This is a genomic window from Luteimonas campi (genome assembly GCF_051162505.1).
In the GTDB taxonomy this organism is placed as follows: Bacteria; Pseudomonadota; Gammaproteobacteria; order Xanthomonadales; family Xanthomonadaceae; genus Luteimonas.
Map to the genome: position 1 here is coordinate 543,078 of NZ_JBNWEM010000001.1, position 16,966 is coordinate 560,043.

At 69.8% G+C, this 16,966-nt stretch carries 19 protein-coding genes; 12 read left to right on the plus strand and 7 right to left on the minus strand.

Annotation, left to right across the window (positions count from 1 at the left end):
* Positions 1 to 2: 2 nt before the first annotated feature.
* The 6 genes from ACQYVW_RS02495 to ACQYVW_RS02520 form a co-directional block, all read right to left on the minus strand.
* Positions 3 to 614, minus strand: a complete 612-nt coding sequence (locus ACQYVW_RS02495) for a DUF2058 domain-containing protein (RefSeq protein ID WP_434933260.1) — start codon at positions 612 to 614, stop codon at positions 3 to 5.
* Between the two features lie 13 nt (positions 615 to 627).
* Positions 628 to 843, minus strand: a complete 216-nt coding sequence (locus ACQYVW_RS02500; protein WP_434933259.1) for a SlyX family protein — start codon at positions 841 to 843, stop codon at positions 628 to 630.
* Positions 844 to 851: 8 nt separating this feature from the next.
* Complete coding sequence (locus tag ACQYVW_RS02505) at positions 852 to 2,198, minus strand: UDP-glucose dehydrogenase family protein (protein WP_434933257.1); 1,347 nt, start codon at positions 2,196 to 2,198, stop codon at positions 852 to 854.
* Between the two features lie 30 nt (positions 2,199 to 2,228).
* Complete coding sequence (gene bamJ / locus ACQYVW_RS02510; protein ID WP_434933256.1) at positions 2,229 to 3,020, minus strand: BamJ family beta-barrel-assembly machinery protein; 792 nt, start codon at positions 3,018 to 3,020, stop codon at positions 2,229 to 2,231.
* A gap of 57 nt (positions 3,021 to 3,077) precedes the next feature.
* Complete coding sequence (locus ACQYVW_RS02515) at positions 3,078 to 4,016, minus strand: FKBP-type peptidyl-prolyl cis-trans isomerase (RefSeq protein ID WP_434933255.1); 939 nt, start codon at positions 4,014 to 4,016, stop codon at positions 3,078 to 3,080.
* Between the two features lie 114 nt (positions 4,017 to 4,130).
* A complete protein-coding gene (locus ACQYVW_RS02520; RefSeq protein WP_434933253.1) occupies positions 4,131 to 4,688 on the minus strand; it encodes a glutathione peroxidase in 558 nt (185 codons plus the stop codon).
* 142 nt (positions 4,689 to 4,830) lie between these two features.
* Here ACQYVW_RS02520 and ACQYVW_RS02525 point away from each other — a divergent pair, with 142 nt between their 5' ends.
* The 7 genes from ACQYVW_RS02525 to ACQYVW_RS02555 all read left to right on the plus strand — a co-directional run bounded on the left by ACQYVW_RS02525 (position 4,831) and on the right by ACQYVW_RS02555 (position 10,287).
* Positions 4,831 to 5,331, plus strand: coding sequence for a hypothetical protein (locus tag ACQYVW_RS02525; protein WP_434933252.1), 501 nt, complete (start codon positions 4,831 to 4,833; stop codon positions 5,329 to 5,331).
* 3 nt (positions 5,332 to 5,334) lie between these two features.
* Positions 5,335 to 5,709 (plus strand): GntR family transcriptional regulator, encoded by a 375-nt coding sequence (locus tag ACQYVW_RS02530; protein ID WP_434933251.1) that lies wholly within the window; start codon positions 5,335 to 5,337, stop codon positions 5,707 to 5,709.
* Positions 5,706 to 6,584, plus strand: a complete 879-nt coding sequence (locus tag ACQYVW_RS02535; protein WP_434945937.1) for an ABC transporter ATP-binding protein — start codon at positions 5,706 to 5,708, stop codon at positions 6,582 to 6,584. Before ACQYVW_RS02530 ends, ACQYVW_RS02535 begins: the two co-directional genes overlap by 4 nt.
* Entirely contained in the window at positions 6,581 to 7,645 is a 1,065-nt protein-coding gene (locus ACQYVW_RS02540) for a hypothetical protein (RefSeq protein ID WP_434945938.1), read from the plus strand. Before ACQYVW_RS02535 ends, ACQYVW_RS02540 begins: the two co-directional genes overlap by 4 nt.
* A 275-nt stretch (positions 7,646 to 7,920) precedes the next feature.
* The gene (locus ACQYVW_RS02545; protein WP_434945939.1) at positions 7,921 to 8,673 is read left to right on the plus strand and encodes a YggN family protein; all 753 of its coding nucleotides are present in this window, start codon (positions 7,921 to 7,923) and stop codon (positions 8,671 to 8,673) included.
* Positions 8,674 to 8,743: 70 nt separating this feature from the next.
* The gene (locus ACQYVW_RS02550) at positions 8,744 to 9,580 is read left to right on the plus strand and encodes a DUF4097 family beta strand repeat-containing protein (RefSeq protein ID WP_434945940.1); all 837 of its coding nucleotides are present in this window, start codon (positions 8,744 to 8,746) and stop codon (positions 9,578 to 9,580) included.
* 26 nt (positions 9,581 to 9,606) lie between these two features.
* The gene (locus ACQYVW_RS02555; protein WP_434945941.1) at positions 9,607 to 10,287 is read left to right on the plus strand and encodes a YggN family protein; all 681 of its coding nucleotides are present in this window, start codon (positions 9,607 to 9,609) and stop codon (positions 10,285 to 10,287) included.
* 33 nt (positions 10,288 to 10,320) lie between these two features.
* Here ACQYVW_RS02555 and ACQYVW_RS02560 read toward each other — a convergent pair whose 3' ends face one another.
* Positions 10,321 to 11,748 carry a class II fumarate hydratase gene (locus tag ACQYVW_RS02560; protein ID WP_434945942.1) on the minus strand — a complete coding sequence of 476 codons (1,428 nt, stop codon included), beginning with the start codon at positions 11,746 to 11,748 and terminating at the stop codon, positions 10,321 to 10,323.
* 230 nt (positions 11,749 to 11,978) lie between these two features.
* On the opposite strand from ACQYVW_RS02560, the gene purB reads away from it, so the two are divergent.
* From purB to ACQYVW_RS02585, 5 genes are read left to right on the plus strand one after another with little or no spacing between them, the layout of a single operon-like run.
* A complete protein-coding gene (purB, locus tag ACQYVW_RS02565) occupies positions 11,979 to 13,361 on the plus strand; it encodes an adenylosuccinate lyase (RefSeq protein ID WP_434945943.1) in 1,383 nt (460 codons plus the stop codon).
* Between the two features lie 2 nt (positions 13,362 to 13,363).
* Positions 13,364 to 13,762, plus strand: a complete 399-nt coding sequence (locus ACQYVW_RS02570) for a VOC family protein (protein ID WP_434945944.1) — start codon at positions 13,364 to 13,366, stop codon at positions 13,760 to 13,762.
* Entirely contained in the window at positions 13,759 to 14,694 is a 936-nt protein-coding gene (gene bla / locus ACQYVW_RS02575; protein WP_434945945.1) for a subclass B3 metallo-beta-lactamase, read from the plus strand. Before ACQYVW_RS02570 ends, bla begins: the two co-directional genes overlap by 4 nt.
* Positions 14,691 to 15,887, plus strand: coding sequence for a ribosomal protein uL16 3-hydroxylase (locus ACQYVW_RS02580; RefSeq protein WP_434945946.1), 1,197 nt, complete (start codon positions 14,691 to 14,693; stop codon positions 15,885 to 15,887). The genes bla and ACQYVW_RS02580 overlap by 4 nt, the downstream gene beginning before the upstream one ends.
* Complete coding sequence (locus tag ACQYVW_RS02585) at positions 15,884 to 16,795, plus strand: GNAT family N-acetyltransferase (RefSeq protein ID WP_434945947.1); 912 nt, start codon at positions 15,884 to 15,886, stop codon at positions 16,793 to 16,795. The genes ACQYVW_RS02580 and ACQYVW_RS02585 overlap by 4 nt, the downstream gene beginning before the upstream one ends.
* The last annotated feature ends 171 nt before the right edge of the window (positions 16,796 to 16,966 follow it).

Consider the following 16,966-nt stretch of genomic DNA (forward strand, 5'->3'; position numbering starts at 1 on the left):
GCTCACCAGAGCAGGTCGTCGGGAACCTGGTACCTGGGATCGGCGTAGGGGTCCTCGCCGGCCGGCGCATCGGGATCGACCCGGAGCGCGACCGCGGCAGGAAAGATCGACTCGACCTCGGCCAGGTCGGCCGCCGTCACCAGCACATAGCGGCCATTGAGCTGCGCAACGCCCAGCTCGCCCGCATTGAGCGCGCGCAGCTGCTCGGCGTTGACGTAGATGCGCTTGATCTTGCCGCCATAGGGAAAGTGGCGGGCGATCTCGGCGCCGGCGTCGTTCAGGGCGCGGTCCTTGAGGAACTCTTCCAGCTTCGCCCGTGCCTCGCGCCGCTGGCGCGCCTGTTCCTGGCGCTGCCGCTCGGCCTCGATGCGCTCGTCCTTTTCCTTCTGGGCGCGGATCGCGTAGGCCTTCGCCAGGTCGATGTCCTCGCGCGTGCGCGGACGGCCCGGCTTGCCGGGCTTGCCTGGTTTACGCGATTTGCCGCCAGGCGCCGCGGCTGCGGACGCGCCCTTGTGCGGTGCCCGCTGCGGCGACGCCGGCTTGCGCTCGCGCGCAGGGGTGGGCGCGGGCTTGAAGCCCAGCCCCATCAGTTGGTCGCGCAACGAATCGCTCATGGCATGCGGAAGATCAGTAATGCGGGGGCTGAGGTTCGAGCGCCGGATCACCCGGGCCATCGCCACGGGTGAGTTTCAGGTCTTCCAGCACGCGCTTCAACAGCTCCGCGTTGGAGACCCCCTCCAGGCGCATCTGCGTCAGCGCCTCGTTGAGCTCGGAAATCAGCTGCTCCTGGAAAGCCAGCCGCATCTCAAGCTCGACCACGCGCTGTTCGAGTGCTTCGGACATGGCCAGACTCACCCCCGGCCGATGGAGCGGCCGCGGCCGATGCCCCAATACGCGATACCGGCCTCCTCCACCTCGACGGGATCGTAAAGATTGCGGCCATCGAATATCACCCGTTCCAGCAGTGATTTGCGCAGCAGCGCGAAGTCGGGGCTCCGGAACTGCTTCCATTCCGTGACGACGGCCAGGGCATGCGCGCCCTGCAACGCATCTTCAGCGCTCTCGCACAGCACGAAATCCCGGCGCTCGCCGAAGAGGCGCCGCGCCTCTTCGCCCGCTTCGGGATCGAAGGCTTGCACGATGGCGCCTGCCTCCCACAGTTGCTGCAGCAGGCGCCGACTGGACGCTTCGCGCATGTCGTCGGTATCGGGCTTGAATGCCAAGCCCCACAGCGCCACCGTTTGGCCGCGCAGCGCTTCGACCGTGCCGTAATGGCGCAGCATCAGTTCGAACAGGTGTCCCTTCTGACGATCGTTCACGGCCTCGACCGCCTGTAGCAGGATCGGCTCATGTCCGTACCGCGCAGCCGTACGGGCGAGCGCCTGCACGTCCTTCGGAAAGCACGACCCGCCATAGCCCGCGCCCGGGTAGATGAAGTGCCAGCCGATCCGGGGATCGGAACCGATGCCCTTACGGACCTGCTCGACGTCCGCGCCCACCTTCTCGGCGATGCCGGCGATCTCGTTCATGAAACTGATCTTCGTGGCCAGCATCGCGTTGGCAGCGTACTTGGTCAGCTCCGCTGAACGGACGTCCATGGCTACGATGCGATCGTGATTGCGGTTGAACGGCGCATACAGCCGGCGCAGCTTCGCGATCGATGCCTCGCTGGCGCTGCCAAGGATGATGCGGTCGGGGCGCATGCAGTCCTCGACAGCGGCTCCCTCCTTCAGAAACTCGGGGTTGGAGACCACGTCGAAGTCGACCTGCGCACCCCGTGCAGACAGCTCCGCCGCGATGGTCTCGCGCACCAGATCGGCGGTACCGACCGGTACGGTCGACTTGTCCACCACTATCGCGGGACCCTGGAGATGCCGGCCAATCGTCCCGGCGACAGCCAGCACGTACTGCAGGTCGGCGCTGCCGTCCTCGTCCGGTGGCGTACCCACGGCAATGAAGATGACCTCGGCTGACGCTATTGCCACTGCAGCGTCGGTGGTGAATGTCAGCCGGCCGGCCCCGTGATTGCTGTGGACCATCGCTTCCAGGCCTGGCTCGTAGATCGGCACCACGCCCCGCTCAAGGCCATCGATCTTGCCCTGGTCGACATCGACGCATACCACCTTGTGCCCGACCTCGGCCAGACAGGTTCCGCTGACCAGGCCAACATAGCCGGTTCCGAAAATCGCTACTTGCATTACGCGTGTCCGATGCCCGATCCGCCGCGCTCAGCGCGCGGCGTCGACGATATCGAGCAGTTCGACCTCGAACACCAGGGTGGCGTTCGGGCCGATCGGGCCGCCCGGGGTGCCCTGCTCGCCGTAGCCGAGCTTGCCGGGGATCCACAGGCGGTACTTGCTGCCCACCGGCATCAGCTGGAGGCCTTCCTGCCAGCCCGGCACGACCTGGGCCAGGGCGAACTCGACCGGCTCGCCGCGCGCATAGGAATCGTCGAACACCTCGCCATCGAGCAGGGTGCCGCGATAGTGCACGCGCACGGTGTCGCCGGCGGCCGGGCGCGCGCCCTCGCCTGCGGTGAGCACTTCGTACTGCAGGCCCGACTCGGTGGTCTGCACGCCTTGCTTCTTGCCGTTCTCGGCGAAGAACTTCTCGCCCTCCTCGGCATTGCGCTTGCCCGACTCCTGGAACTCCGCCAGCTGCTTAGCCTGCATGCGCGTGCTGAAGTCCTGCATGACCTGCATCGCCTCTTCCTGGGTCAGCAGCGGCTCCTTGCCGTCGATGGTGCTGCGCACGGACTTGAACAGGGTGTCGAGGTCGACCTCGTCCTTGGCGCCCTTCAGGCTCTCGCCGATCTGCATGCCGATGACATAGCTCACCTGCTCGCGCTCGGTCTTCATGCCGCCGCGCGCCGTGGTCCCGGCCGTGGCCGTCGCCGACTCGGTGTCGCTGCCGTCGACCGGCTTGCCGGTGTCCTTGTCCAGCGGCTCGCAGGCCAGCAGTGCCAGCGACAGCGACGCGCCGAGCACGACCAGGGAGGTGGAACGCTTCGAAACCTTCATCGGCTTACTCCAATGCGGAACATGAGTGCGGGGGACGGCGGCGGCGGGGCCGCCGCGTCAGAGGATGTCGAGCAGCTCGACCTCGAACACGAGGGTCGCGTTCGGGCCGATCAGCGGCGGGCTGCCGCGCTGGCCGTAGGCCAGCTCGCCGGGAATCCAGAGCCGGTACTTCGAACCGACCGGCATCAGGGTCAGGCCCTCGGTCCAGCCGGCAATGACCTGGTTGAGGCCGAACTCGGCCGGCTCGTTGCGGGCCAGCGAACTGTCGAACTCGGTACCGTCCAGCAGGGTGCCGCGGTAATGCACGCGAACCCGGTCGCCGGGCTTGGGGCGGGCGCCGGCGCCCTGCTTCAGGACGCTGTACTGCAGCCCCGAGCCGGTGGCGAAGACGCCCTTGGCGCCACGATTGCGGGCCAGGAAATCCGCACCGGCCTGGCGGTTGGCCTCGGCCTGCCGCTGGGCACGCTCGCGCGAATGCGCCTCCAGCGCGGCGCGCGCCTGCGACGCCTGTTCAGTGTCGAGCAGGGGCTTGCCGCCGCTGGCGACGGTACGTGCCGCCTGGACCAGCACCGGCAGGTCGATCGCATCGGCCAGCGGCGCAAGCGACCGGCCGACGTTGAGCCCGGTCAGCAGGCCCACCTTGGCCTTGTCGACCTCGGGCGGCTGCGCGCCGGGGGCCATTCCGGGCACCCTGCGTCCGCTGCGCGCGGCCACCCGCTGCATCAGCGCCTGGCCCACCTGCACGGCTTCCTGCTCGCCGATCAGGGGTTCGCCACCCGCCAGCGCCGCGGCCACCGCGCGTTCGAAACTGGGGAAGTCGATGTCGGGGGCCGCCGCGGTCAGCGACTCGCCCACGTCCATTCCGATCACATAGCTCATCCGCTCGCGCTCGCTGCCAAGCGGGCCGGCGCCCTGCGTCTGCAGCGCCCACGCGGTTCCGCACACCAGCAGCGCAGACAGGCCCAGCGCGGCCAGGCCACGCATCACACGGTTCATGGGAAACAACACTCCGGACAGTCGCCACGACACGGCGCAAGCCGCCTATTGTCGCGGGCCGCACGCGCGCCGGCAATCGCCCGCCGGCGCGTGTCGAGATCGGCGTTCAGCCGCTCAGGCACCCGGGACGGGCGCCTCGAGTGCGCGTTCGATCGCGGACACGATCGACGGATCCTGCGGCAACAGACGGCTGCCCCACGACGCGATGACCTTGCCATCTCGGCCGACGAGGTATTTGTGGAAATTCCAGGCTGGCGCTTCGCCTGTGGCCGCGCGCAGGTCGCGGTACAGCGGAGTGGCCTGGTCGCCCAGCACGTGCACCGGCTCGAACATCGGGAACTTGACCCCGTAGGTGAGCGTGCAGAACTCCGCGATCTTCTCCTCGTCCTCGAACTCTTGGTTCCGGAAATCGCCCGACGGGAAGCCGAGCACCGAGAACCCCCGCTCCTTGTAACGGGCGTGCAGTGCCTCCAGCCCCTCGAACTGCGGGGCCAGCCCGCATTTGCTTGCCGTGTTGACGATCAGCAGGACCTGCCCCCCGTAGGTGGCGCCCAGGTCCACCGGCTGCTTGCCGGTCAGGGGACGGTAGCTGCGATCGAGCAAACCGGCCGCCGAAGCGGTCACCGACGCCAGCAACAGACCCAGCGCCAGCACGTATCTGATTGTCTTCATTGGAATTTGCGCCCGGAAAGGTGGGAACTCGCGCCCGACCATGACTTCAGTTGGGGGACAACAGGTGCAAAACCGCTTGCGTCGGCCTGTTCTGGTGTTATAGTTGAATACAACACCTATCCACCAGAGCAGGACGTTCATCATGAACCGCAAGCTCCGCAACACGATACTGGCTTTCTCGGTGACTGGCACGGTGCTGGCGCTGGCCCTGATCACGGCGCGTCCGCTCCCGTCCGAGGCCCTGCAGCCCGCCGCGATCGCGGCCATGCCGCTGGCCGAGGCCACCGATGCGGCCGCCACCGACGCCGCCCCCCCCGGACCGGCTGCCCTGGCCACCGCCCCGGCGCTGGACCAGCAGGTGGAAGCGCGAGTGAACGCGCGCGCGCGGCAGTTCGAGGACGACATCGCGAAGGCCACCTCGTTCGAAGGCGCCCTGGCCCTGACCGTCGGCTTCGTCGCCGCGGCCACCGCGGAAGCCGTCGTGGCCGGACTGGCCAGTTCCGAAGCGGCCCCGGCCAGTGCGGGTGCCAAGAGCGCCGGCGAGCCGGACACCGCTCCGCGCAAGCACCGTGGACACGTCCGGCGCGCCGTGGCGGTTCCCTATTTCTCGTTCGCGCGCGCGGGCCACGGCGGCCGGAGCTGAGCCATGACCAATATCCAGTGGAGCGACGGCGCTCCCATCTACCGCCAGCTGAAGGAGCGCGTCATCGCGATGATGCTGGACGGGGAACTGAAACCCGGCGACGCGCTGCCCTCGGTGCGGCAGGTGGCCGCGGAATACCAACTCAATCCGATCACCGTCTCGCGCGCCTACCAGGAGCTGGCCGACGAGTCGCTGGTCGAAAAACGAAGGGGCCTGGGCATGTACGTCACCGAAGAAGCGGCGAAGAAACTGCTGGTCAACGAACGCGAGCGTTTCCTGCGCGAGGAATGGCCGCTGGTGCTCGAACGCATCCAGCGCCTGGGCCTGGCGCTGGACGAGCTGATGCAGGCGCAGGCGCCCGCCGGAGGTACGCGATGAACGCGGTGGCCGGCAATCTCCAGGTGGTGCACGCGCGCGGGCTGCGCAAGGGCTACAAGAACAAGCTCGCACTCGATGGCGCAGGCTTCCGGATCGAGGCCGGGCGCATCGTCGGCCTGATCGGCCCCAACGGCGCCGGCAAGACCACCGCGCTCAAGGCCATGCTCGGCCTGATCCCCTTCGACGGCGAGCTGAGCGTGCTCGGCCGCGATCCGCGCAGCCAGCGCGACGAACTGATGAACGACGTGTGCTTCATCGCCGACGTGGCGGTGCTGCCGCGCTGGATCAGGGTGCGCGAGGCGATCGATTTCGTCGCCGGCGTGCATCCCCGCTTCGATCGCGCCCGCTGCGAGCGCTTCCTGGCCAATACCCAGCTCAAGCCCAACCAGCGCGTGCGCGAGATGTCCAAGGGCATGATCGTGCAGCTGCATCTGGCGCTGGTGATGGCCATCGACGCGCGCCTGCTGGTGCTCGACGAGCCCACCCTGGGGCTGGACATCCTCTACCGCAAGCAGTTCTACCAGCGCCTGCTGGAGGACTACTTCGACGAGCAGAAGACGATCGTCATCACCACCCACCAGGTGGAGGAGATCGAGCACATCCTCACCGACGTGATGTTCATCCGCGACGGCAAGGTGGTGCTGGACGCGCCGATGGAGGATGTGGGCGAGCGCTTCGTCGAGGTGCTGGTCAATGCCGACCAGGCCGATGCCGCCCGCGCGCTGGGTCCGATCGACGAGCGCGCCCTGCCCTTCGGCAAGACCGTGATGCTGTTCGACGGCGTGTCGCAGTCCGCGCTGTCGCCCTTTGGCGAGACCCGCAGCCCGGGCCTGGCCGATCTGTTCGTCGCCACGATGAAAGGAACCTACGCATGAACGCCGCCGCACACACCCTGACCGAAGCCACGCGTCCGGCCGGTGCAGCGCACGTCACCCCGGGCCGCCGCTTCGGCTGGCTGCTCCGGCGGGAATACTGGGAGAACCGCGGCGGCTTCCTCTGGGCGCCGTTCGTGGCCGGCGGCGTCTCGCTGCTGCTCTCGACCATGGGCATCGTGTTGGCCATGGTGGCCGCGGGACGCAACGTGCCCCACGACGCGCATATCTCGCTCGACGACGGGACGCGGATCCAGATCAACGGCATGGACCTGAACATGCTCACCTCGCAGCTGGGCCATGAGGAGCTGGCGCAGCTGGGCGCGGGCCTCGACCTCACCCTGCTGCTGGCATCGAGCTGGCCCTTCATCGTGCTGGCCTTCGTGCTGTTCTTCTACTGCCTGGGTTCGCTGTACGACGAGCGCAAGGACCGCAGCGTGCTGTTCTGGAAGTCGCTGCCGCTGTCGGACACGCAGACGGTGTTGTCCAAGCTCGCCAGCGCCACGCTGGTGGCGCCGCTGCTGGCGATACTGGCCGCGATCGCCACCCTGTTCGGCTTCCTGCTGCTGATCAGCCTGGTCGTACTGTTCTACGGCGGCAACCCGGTCGAGCTGCTGTGGGGCCCGGCCAGTCCGCTGAAGATCGCGTTGCTGTACCTGGTGGGCCTGCCGGTCTACGCGCTGTGGGCGATGCCGACCATCGGCTGGCTGATGCTGTGCTCGGCCTGGGCCAAGAGCAAACCCTTCCTGTGGGCGATCATGATCCCGCTGTTCGCCGGCATCTTCGTCGGCTGGCTCGAGTTCCTCGGCGTGTTCGACGACATGACCTGGCCGTTCTTCAAGAACGTCGTGTTCCGCTCGCTCACCAGCGTGTTCCCGCTGACCTATCTGGACATCCAGATGCTGGCCGGGATGGACGAGACGCCCGCCGCGTTGCGGGAACTGATCAGCCCGGTCTCGATGTACCGCAACCTGGGCAGCGTCAACCTGTGGATCGGCGTCGTCGCCGGCGCGGCCATGATCTTCGCCGCGATCCGCCTGCGCCGCTGGCGCGACGAGGGGTGAGCGAACGCGCCTGGTCGATGCCCTATCGGCATCGACCGCGTTCGCGAACGCCCGGCCATGAATGGCCGGGCCGGATCATCCCGAAGCACTGTTGTACCACCATGGTGGCACGACGCAGTCCACCGGCACTCGCACCACGTTCGCGAACACCCGGCCACAGACGGCCGGTCCGGGTCGCCCCAAGAAACGAACCCACCCCTGCCCCATCCGCTCCAGCGTCACACCGCCCTCCCGCCACGCGTCACGTTCATTCCCAGATGCCACGAGGCCCTGCCATGAAGCCGCTCGCCACCCTCGCCCTCATTGCCAGCCTGCTGCCGCTTGCTGCCTGCCAGCGCGACGACACCGGCCCGACGGCGCCTGCAAGCGCCGAACCGGGCCGGCCGGCCCCGCAGACGGCACTGGGCCGCACCGTGGCCTCGGCGCTCGACAAGGCCAGGAAAGAGCTGCATGAAGGCAACCTGGGCCTCAACGGCTCGACCGATATCCGCATCAACGGCAAGCGGATCCAGCGTGACGCGGACGACCTGCCCAAGGCCGAGATCACGCCCGACGGCCAACTGATCGTGGACGGCAGCGCGGTCGCGATGGACGCAGCCGGCCGCGCGCTGGCCCGCGACTACCGCAGCGGCATGCTCGCCGTGATCGAAACCGGCATGGACCTCGGCGTGCAGGGCGCGGACCTCGGCATGCGCGCGGCCAAGGACGCCATCGGCAGCCTCCTGCGCGGCGATACCGAGGAGATGGAAAAGCGCATCGAGGCCGAGGCTGCCGAACTCGAGGCCTCGGCCATGCGCCTGTGCGACCAGCTGCCGGCGGTGCTGGCCGCGCAGGAGGCGCTGGCGAAGGCGGTACCGGAGTTCGCCCCCTATGCGCGCATGGACGTCAGCGACGTCGACGACTGCCGCGACCAGTCGAACGACGTCGACACCGCCATGCTGTCCGCGGATGCGGATGCGGATGCGGATGCGGATGCTGATGCGGAAGCGGCCGCCGAGGCCGATGCCGCGGCTGCGCGCGTCGACTGAAGCCCGGCTTAAACCGTTGGCCCGGTCGCCGCATCCCATGTGGCATCCACCACAGCAAGGAATTCCCGGCATGCCCCTTTCGACGAAGATCGCCTCTCTGGTCCTGGTCGCCTCTTCCGCCCTCGCGCCCGCACTGGCGGCCGAGTGCAGCCACTCCGCGCCACGCAGCCTGGACCTCGACCTGCGCGGGGTGAAGACGGTGATGTTCGAGGTCGGGCCGCACGAATTGCGCGTGGACGCCACCCCCGCAGCCACCGGCGCCCTCAGTGGACGCGCCTGTGCGTCCAGCGCGGACCGTCTCGACGCGTTGACCCTCACCCAGCAGCGCGAGGGCGACCGGCTGCGCGTCCGCCTGGCCCACGGGGAGGCGGGCTGGAGCCTCGGACTGGGCAGGCGCTACGCCTATCTCAGCCTGCAGGCCAGCGTGCCGGACGATGTCCTCGTGCAGCTGGACGTCGGCTCGGGCGATGCCTGGCTGACCGGCGCGGCGGCCGCGAGCGCCGACGTGGGCTCGGGCGATGTCGAGCTGCGGCGCATCCGGGGCCTGGCGACGGTCAAGGTCGGTTCGGGCGATGTCGCGGTCGACGACGCGGGCCGACTGAAGGTGCTCTCGATCGGTTCGGGCGACGTCGAGGCGCGCGATGTGCGCGGCGACAGCGAGGTGGGCAGCATCGGTTCGGGCGATTTCAGCCTGCGTCGCGCGGCGGGCAGCGTCTCGATCGAATCGATCGGTTCGGGCGACGCGGACCTGGCGGACATCGAAGGCGACGTCCGCATCGGATCCATCGGCTCCGGCGACGTGGACGCGCAGGGCGTCGGCGGCGGCCTCAGCGTGTCGTCGGTCGGCAGCGGCGACATCGATCACAGCGGGGTGCGCGGCGCGGTGGAACTGCCGCGGCGACGCTGACCCACCAGAAGAACAGGAGAATCGAGATGCGCGATGCCCCGTCCCACGCCGCCGGCCTGCCGTGGTTGCTTGCCGCGGCGCTGCTGTTCCCGCCGGCTGCCGCCTTCGCGGCTCCGTCGCAACCCGGGGGCGTCGGCGACGAGATCCGGACGGAATTGGCCGAGGCCCGTCGCGAGGTGGGTGCGGAGCTCGCAGTGGCCCGCGCCCGGCTCGATACGGACAACCTGGAGCTCGGGCAGAACCTGCGCTTCGGCGACCGGGACCGTCCGGACAGCCGCGGCGAAGCACTGCCCAAGGCCGAAATCACGCCCGCCGGCGACTTTCTGATCGCAGGCGAGGCGGTGGCCATCGACGCGCGCCAGCGGCGCGAGCTGCTGGCCTACCGCCGCGAGGTGATCGACGTCGCCAGGGCCGGCATCGACATCGGCGAGCGCAGCGCGAACGCGGCGCTGGACGCGGTGGACCAGGGCCTGTTCCGGTTGATCTTCAGCGCCATGAGCGGCGGCCTGGAACGACGCCTGGAGAAGACCATCCGGCAGACCGTCGAGCCCGGCGTGCGGCAGATCTGCCAGCGGTTGCCGGGACTGTTCGATGCGCAGCAGCGGCTGGCCACGGCCCTGCCGCAGTTCCAGCCCTATGCCACGCTGCAACCCGACGAAATGGACGACTGCCTGGAACAGGTGCACCAGGAGTTCGCGCGGCGCTGAGGCGCGCCCGCGGCAGGTCCGCCCGCAGCGGCGTCAGCCGCCGCCGGAGCCGCCGTGGATCCCGCCGCGCGTCAGCGCAGCCGGATCGAGCAGGCGCCGCAGCTGCGCGGCCGGCAGGCCGCTGTCCTCCAGTGCCACGTCGAAGACCGGGCGGTTCTCGCGATACGCCCGCTTGGCGATCGCCGCGGCCTTCTCGTAGCCGATCACCGGATTGAGCGCGGTGACCAGGATCGGATTGCGGTCCAGCGCGGCGTCGATGTTGTCGCGGCGCAGCTTCAGGCCGGCGATCGCGTGGTCGGCAAGCAGCCGGGCGATGTTCGCCAGCAGACCGATCGAATCGAGCAGGTTGCTGGCGATCAGCGGCAGGGCCACGTTGAGCTGGAAGTTGCCGGTCTGGCCGGCCACGGTGATCGCCGTGTGGTGCCCGATCACCTGCGCGCAGACCATCACCGCCGCTTCGGGCAGCACAGGATTGACCTTGCCGGGCATGATCGAACTGCCCGGCTGCAGGGCCGGCAGTTCGATCTCGCCCAGGCCCGCCAGCGGTCCTGCATTCATCCAGCGCAGGTCGTTGGCGATCTTGATCAGCGCCACCGCCAGCGCATTGAGCTGGCCCGACAGTTCCACAGCGTCGTCCTGCGCGGCGATGCCTTCGAACCGGTCCCGCGCCGGCTCGAACCGGGTGCCGGCCAGCCTGGACAGCTCACGCGCCACCCGGTCGCCGAACTTCGGATGCGCGTTGATCCCCGTGCCGATCGCGGTCCCCCCGATCGGCAGCCGCCGCAGCCGCAGCAGCGCGTCGGAAATGCGCGCCTCGGCCGAGGACAGTTGCGAGGACCAGGCGCCGAACTCCTGGCCGAACGTCAGCGGCATGGCATCCATCAGGTGGGTGCGGCCGGTCTTGACCACCTTGCCGAACGCACGCGCCCGGCCATCGACGGTCTTGCGCAGGTGCCGCAGCGCCGGCAGCAGGTCCTCGACCACCGCCAGCTGCGCGGAGACGCGGATGGCGGTGGGCACCACATCGTTCGAACTCTGCCCGAGGTTGACGTGGTCGTTGGGATGCACGCGGCGCCGCGCGGTCGACGCCAGCGTGGCGATCACCTCGTTGGCATTCATGTTCGACGAGGTGCCGGAGCCTGTCTGGTAGATGTCGACCGGAAAATGCCTGTCGTGGCGGCCCTCGGCCACCTCCAGCGCGGCGCGCCGGATCGCCCGGGCGGCCTCCTCGGGCAGCAGGCCCAGCCCACCGTTGACCGTCGAAGCAGCGGCCTTGACCAGGCCCAGCGCGCGGATGAAGCCGCGCGGCATCGGCCGGCCGGACACGGGAAAGTTGAGCACCGCGCGCTGCGTCTGAGCGCCCCACAGCGCGTCCGCAGGCACCTGCAGTTCGCCCATGCTGTCGTGTTCGACGCGGAAACCGGCGGCGTCGGCGGTGGCGGCTTTCCGGGACCGGGCCATCGTGCTGTCTCCTCGCTGCGATGCGCCGGAGGATACGCCAGGGCCCGGAAGGGTCCCGGCAAGGCGTTCGCCCCGGCTCTGGCGCACCGGATGCCGGCGCAGTCGGCCGCCGCTTGCGCAGGGCACCCGAACCCGCCGGCAGCGGCCCGCGCGGGCAACGATCGCGGCGCGCCTGCGCCCGATGCGCGAACGACACTAGAATACGCGTCCCGTTCGCGCGCCCCGTCTCCATGTCCGCCACTTCCCCGCAAGACGCCGCCCTGCTCGCCCTGTCGCCGCTCGACGGGCGCTACGCCGCCAAGGTCGAGGCCCTGCGCCCGATCTTCTCCGAGTTCGGGCTGATCCATGCGCGCGTGCGGGTGGAGATCGAGTGGCTGATCGCGCTGGCCGCCGAGCCGGGCATCGCCGAGCTGCCCGAGTTCGACGCCAGCCGGGTCGCGACGCTGCGGGCGCTGTGGCAGGACTTCTCGCCGGCCGATGCGGCCCGGGTCAAGGCGATCGAGCGCACGACCAACCACGACGTCAAGGCGGTGGAGTACTTCATCAAGGAGCGGCTGCAGGCCGAGCCGGCGCTGGCCCAGGCGCTGGAATTCGTGCACTTCGCCTGCACCAGCGAGGACATCAACAACCTGTCGTACGCGCTGATGCTCGACCAGGCGCGCCAGGAGGTGCTGCTGCCGCGCCTGGACGCGCTGATCGGCAAGCTGCGCGAGCTGGCGCATGCCCACGCGGCGCTGCCGATGCTCTCGCGCACCCATGGCCAGAGCGCCTCGCCGACCACGGTGGGCAAGGAGATCGCCAACGTGGTAGCACGCCTGCAGCGCCAAGGCGAGCAGCTGGCCGCGATCGCGATCTGCGGCAAGATCAACGGCGCGGTGGGCAACTACAACGCCCACCTGGCCAGCTACCCGGAAGTCGACTGGCCGGCCTTCGCGCGCCGCTTCGTCGAATCGCTGGGCCTGGAGTTCAACGCCTACACCACCCAGATCGAGCCGCACGACTACATCGCCGAGCTGTGCGATGCGCACAAGCGCATCGGCACCATCGCGATCGACCTGTGCCGCGACGTCTGGGGCTACATCTCGCTGGGTTACTTCAAGCAGGCGGTCGTGGCCGGCGAGGTGGGCAGTTCGACCATGCCGCACAAGGTCAATCCGATCGACTTCGAGAACGCGGAAGGCAATTTCGGCATCGCCAACGCGCTGCTCGAGCATTTCGCCGCCAAGCTGCCGGTCAGCCGCTGGCAGCGCGATCTCACCGATTCCACCGTGCTGCGCGCATTGGGCACGGCCTTCGGCCATGCCCTGATCGGCTTCGATGCGCTGCAGCGCGGCCTGGGCAAGCTGGGCGCCAACCCCGACCGGCTGGCGGCCGATCTCGACGCTTCCTGGGAGGTCCTGGCCGAGGCGGTGCAGACGGTGATGCGCCGGCACGGCCTGCCCAATCCCTACGAACAACTCAAGGCGCTGACCCGCGGCCAGGGGATCAACGCCGATTCGATGCGCGGATTCATCCAGTCGCTGGACCTGCCGGCGGAGGATCGCGAGCGGCTGCTGGCGATGACCCCGGCCAGCTACACCGGCCTGGCCGCGGAGCTGGCATCGGGCGTGTGACCATGCGACTGCTGGTGAACATCGACGTTCCCGACCTGGCCCTGGCCGAACGGTTCTACGTTGATGCCTTCGGCCTGCGTCCGGGGCGCCGGTTCGGTAGCGGCGGTGTCGAACTGCTCGGCGTGGACGTCCCGCTATATCTGCTGCTGAAGGCGCCGGGGAGCGAGGGCGCCGGTGGCCAGCCGCGGCACTACGCGCGACACTGGTCGCCACTGCACCTGGATGTGGTGGTGGACGCGCTCGACGCGGCGCTCGCCACCGCGCTGGGCGCTGGCGCCCGCCAGGAAGGCGAGATCCGCGACGAGGCCTGGGGCCGCATCGTGCAGATATCCGACCCCTTCGGCCACGGCTGGTGCCTGATCCAGTTCCTCGGCAACGGTTACGACGAGATCACGACATGAGCCTCCGCCCCGCCCCGCTCCTCGCCACCGCGCTGGTCTTGCTCGCGGCCTGTTCGCACGAAGGCACCGGCGACGTCCGCGCGCCCGCCCAGGCAGCCGCCGCCACAACGGCTGCGCTGCCGCCCGCCCCCTGTCGCGATGATTCGGGCTGGGACGACCCGGCCACGCCACTGCGCATCCACGGCGATACCTGGTACGTGGGCACCTGCGGCATCGCGGCGCTGCTGGTGACCTCGCCCGACGGCCATGTGCTGATCGACGGCGCCACCCCGAAGGGTGGCCCCCAGATCATCGACAACATCCGCGCCCTGGGTTTCGACCCCGAGGACGTGCGCGCGATCGTGTTCTCGCACGAACACTTCGATCATGTTGGCGGCCTGGCGGCGCTGCAGGACGCCACCGGCGCGCCCGTCTTCGCCCGCCAGCCCGCGGTCGCCACCCTGGGGCGCGGCGCCGCCGACGCCAGCGATCCGCAGTTCGGCGAACTCGACGATTTCGCGCCGGTGGCCGACGTGCGCCTGCTCGCCGACGATGGCGTGGTGCGCGTGGGCGACATCGAACTGCGGGGCGTCCCGACGCCCGGGCACGCGGTTGGCGGCACCAGCTGGACCTGGCGCGCGTGCGACGGCGACGACTGCCGCCGTATGGTCTATGCCGACAGCCTGACCGCCGTGTCGGCCGACGGCTACCGTTTCAGCGACCATCCCGACGCGCTCGCGCGCCTGCGCGACAGCTTCGACAATGTCGCCGCGCTGGACTGCGAGATCCTGGTCACCCCGCATCCCGCCGCCAGCGCCCTGTGGACGCGGCTGGGGCCGGACGCGACGCGCCCACTGGCCGACCCCGGCGCGTGCCGGGCCTACGCCGACGCCGGTGCCGCGCGCCTCGCGCAACGTCTGGCCAGGGAAGCCGGCACCGGGACCATGCCATGAGCCCCACGCCTCCGATCGAGGTCCAGGGGCGCCCCGGGCAGTTGCTGGGCATGCCGGCCTCGCAGTTCCTGCGCGACTACTGGCAGAAGCGGCCGCTGCTGATCCGCGCCGCGCTTCCGGATTTCGTCTCGCCCATCGAACCCGAGGACCTGGCCGGGCTGGCCTGCGAGGAGTTCGCGCTGTCGCGCCTGATCCGCCACGACCGGGCGCGGGACGCCTGGCAGGTGCAGACCGGGCCGTTCCCCGAGGAACTGTTCCCCACCCTGGGCGAGCGCGACTGGACGCTGCTGGTCCAGGACGTGGACAAGTGGGACACGGACATCGCGGCGCTGCTGGCGCATTTCGACTTCATCCCGCGCTGGCGCATCGACGACATCATGGTCAGCTTCGCGGCGACCGGCGGGTCGGTGGGCGCCCACGTCGACCAGTACGACGTGTTCCTGCTGCAGGCCAAGGGACATCGGCGCTGGCAGATCGATGCCGGGGCGCATCCGTCGCTGGATTTCCGCGACGATGTCGAGATCAAGCTGCTGCGCGAGTTCCGCCCCAGCCACGACTGGGTGCTGGCACCGGGCGACATGCTCTACCTGCCGCCGGGCGTGCCGCACCACGGCGTGGCCGAGGACCCCTGCCTGACCTTCTCGGTGGGCATGCGCGCGCCCTCGGCCGCCGAACTGATGGGGGACTACATCGACACCCTCGCCGCCACGGCCGACGACGCGCTGCGCTACGGCGACGCCGACCTGGCGCCGCCGCAGGACCCCAACGAGATCGACGCCGAGGCGATGCGGCGCGTGGTCGAGGCGCTCAATACCCTGCGCTTCCGCGATCCGGACCGGCTCGGCGACTGGTTCGGGCGCTTCATCACCCAGTACCGCAGCGCCGACGTGGCGGCGCCGGACCAGGAAGCGCCTTCGCGCATCGAGATCGAATGGTCGCTGGAGCATGAGGACGGCGTGCTGCAGCGCCATCCCTGTTCGCGCATGGCCTGGCGCCGCGCCGCCGACGGTGGCCGGCTGTACGTCTCGGGCCAGGACCTGGCCCTCCCCGTCGACGATGCCCGACGCATCGCCGGCAGCGAGCGGTTCGACGGCGCGCTGTATGGCGCGCTCTCGCCGGCCGGTCGCGACGCCGTGCTTCAGTTGCTGCAGTCCGGCCACTACCAGTGGCTGGACGGGACCGACGCGGGGTGAGTACCACCGGGCCGTTCCAGGTCGTCGCCGTCGACTACGGCGCGGCGCAGGAACAACTGCGCGCCGTGCGCGAGGCCGTGTTCGTGCGCGAACAGGGCGTACCGGTGGATCTGGAAGTGGACGGGCGCGACCCCGACTGCCGCCACGTGCTCGCGCGCGATGGCGCGGGCCTCGCGATCGGCACCGCCCGGCTTGCGCCGGATGGGCGGATCGGACGGATGGCGGTGCTATCGCAATGGCGCGCCCACGGGGTCGGCAGCGCCCTGCTGCACGCACTGCTGCGGCTGGCGCGGGAAGACGGGCTGGACCGGGTGAGCCTGCACGCGCAGGAAGCTGCCATCGAGTTCTATCGCCGGCATGGATTCGAACCCGCGGGCGAGCGTTTCCTCGAGGCCGGGATCGTCCACCTCGCCATGCAGCGGAAGCTGGACCGGCCGGTCGCGGTCGACGACCGCGAGGCCGCGGTCGCGACCACCCTGGCCATCATCGCGAACGCGCGGCGGCGTCTGTGGATCTACAGCCGTGTCCTCGATCCCGGCCTGTACGACCATCCACGGGTGCTCGATGCGCTGCGTCGTTTCGGCGTCGCGGGCGATGCCCCGCAGGTGCGCATCCTGCTGCAGGATGCGGCCGCGGCGGCCCGCAACCACGCGCCGCTGATCGGCCTGGCGCAGCGCCTGCCCAGCGTGTTCGCCTTCCGCGAGGTCGAGGATCCGGTGGACCGCAGCTGGCCGTCGGCATTGATCGTCAGCGACGCGGGTGGCTATTACTTCCGTCCGCTCGGCCACCGCTTCGACGGCGAAACCGAGTCCGCGGCCAGGGCCCGTGCCCGCCAGCTCACCACCGGCTTCGACGAGGTCTGGGAGCGTGCCCGCCCCTGCAGCGAGTTGCGCGCGCTCGGGCTCTAGGGCCGCGCCGGGCGCGGCCTCGAAGCCGCCCATCGCGCAGGACGTCGCGTTGCTCGCCGCGCTCGCGGCATCGCGTGTCGGCGCCGAAGCGACGCGACCTGCGCACGGCACGCCACGTTCCCCGCACGTGCGCGCAGCCGCCGCGACGGGCTTAGACCCCGAAATCCGCGC

Excerpts from the sequence above, each read along its gene's own strand:
- ACQYVW_RS02545 (WP_434945939.1), top strand. The coding sequence starts at position 7,921 with ATGAAGCCGCTCGCCACCCTCGCCCTCATTGCCAGCCTGCTGCCGCTT.
- ACQYVW_RS02515 (WP_434933255.1), bottom strand. The coding sequence starts at position 4,016 with ATGAACCGTGTGATGCGTGGCCTGGCCGCGCTGGGCCTGTCTGCGCTG.
- bla (WP_434945945.1), top strand. The coding sequence starts at position 13,759 with ATGAGCCTCCGCCCCGCCCCGCTCCTCGCCACCGCGCTGGTCTTGCTC.
- ACQYVW_RS02505 (WP_434933257.1), bottom strand. The coding sequence starts at position 2,198 with ATGCAAGTAGCGATTTTCGGAACCGGCTATGTTGGCCTGGTCAGCGGA.
- ACQYVW_RS02530 (WP_434933251.1), top strand. The coding sequence starts at position 5,335 with ATGACCAATATCCAGTGGAGCGACGGCGCTCCCATCTACCGCCAGCTG.
- ACQYVW_RS02520 (WP_434933253.1), bottom strand. The coding sequence starts at position 4,688 with ATGAAGACAATCAGATACGTGCTGGCGCTGGGTCTGTTGCTGGCGTCG.
- ACQYVW_RS02525 (WP_434933252.1), top strand. The coding sequence starts at position 4,831 with ATGAACCGCAAGCTCCGCAACACGATACTGGCTTTCTCGGTGACTGGC.
- ACQYVW_RS02540 (WP_434945938.1), top strand. The coding sequence starts at position 6,581 with ATGAACGCCGCCGCACACACCCTGACCGAAGCCACGCGTCCGGCCGGT.
- ACQYVW_RS02555 (WP_434945941.1), top strand. The coding sequence starts at position 9,607 with ATGCGCGATGCCCCGTCCCACGCCGCCGGCCTGCCGTGGTTGCTTGCC.
- bamJ (WP_434933256.1), bottom strand. The coding sequence starts at position 3,020 with ATGAAGGTTTCGAAGCGTTCCACCTCCCTGGTCGTGCTCGGCGCGTCG.
- ACQYVW_RS02580 (WP_434945946.1), top strand. The coding sequence starts at position 14,691 with ATGAGCCCCACGCCTCCGATCGAGGTCCAGGGGCGCCCCGGGCAGTTG.
- ACQYVW_RS02535 (WP_434945937.1), top strand. The coding sequence starts at position 5,706 with ATGAACGCGGTGGCCGGCAATCTCCAGGTGGTGCACGCGCGCGGGCTG.
- ACQYVW_RS02500 (WP_434933259.1), bottom strand. The coding sequence starts at position 843 with ATGTCCGAAGCACTCGAACAGCGCGTGGTCGAGCTTGAGATGCGGCTG.
- purB (WP_434945943.1), top strand. The coding sequence starts at position 11,979 with ATGTCCGCCACTTCCCCGCAAGACGCCGCCCTGCTCGCCCTGTCGCCG.
- ACQYVW_RS02560 (WP_434945942.1), bottom strand. The coding sequence starts at position 11,748 with ATGGCCCGGTCCCGGAAAGCCGCCACCGCCGACGCCGCCGGTTTCCGC.
- ACQYVW_RS02550 (WP_434945940.1), top strand. The coding sequence starts at position 8,744 with ATGCCCCTTTCGACGAAGATCGCCTCTCTGGTCCTGGTCGCCTCTTCC.
- ACQYVW_RS02570 (WP_434945944.1), top strand. The coding sequence starts at position 13,364 with ATGCGACTGCTGGTGAACATCGACGTTCCCGACCTGGCCCTGGCCGAA.
- ACQYVW_RS02495 (WP_434933260.1), bottom strand. The coding sequence starts at position 614 with ATGAGCGATTCGTTGCGCGACCAACTGATGGGGCTGGGCTTCAAGCCC.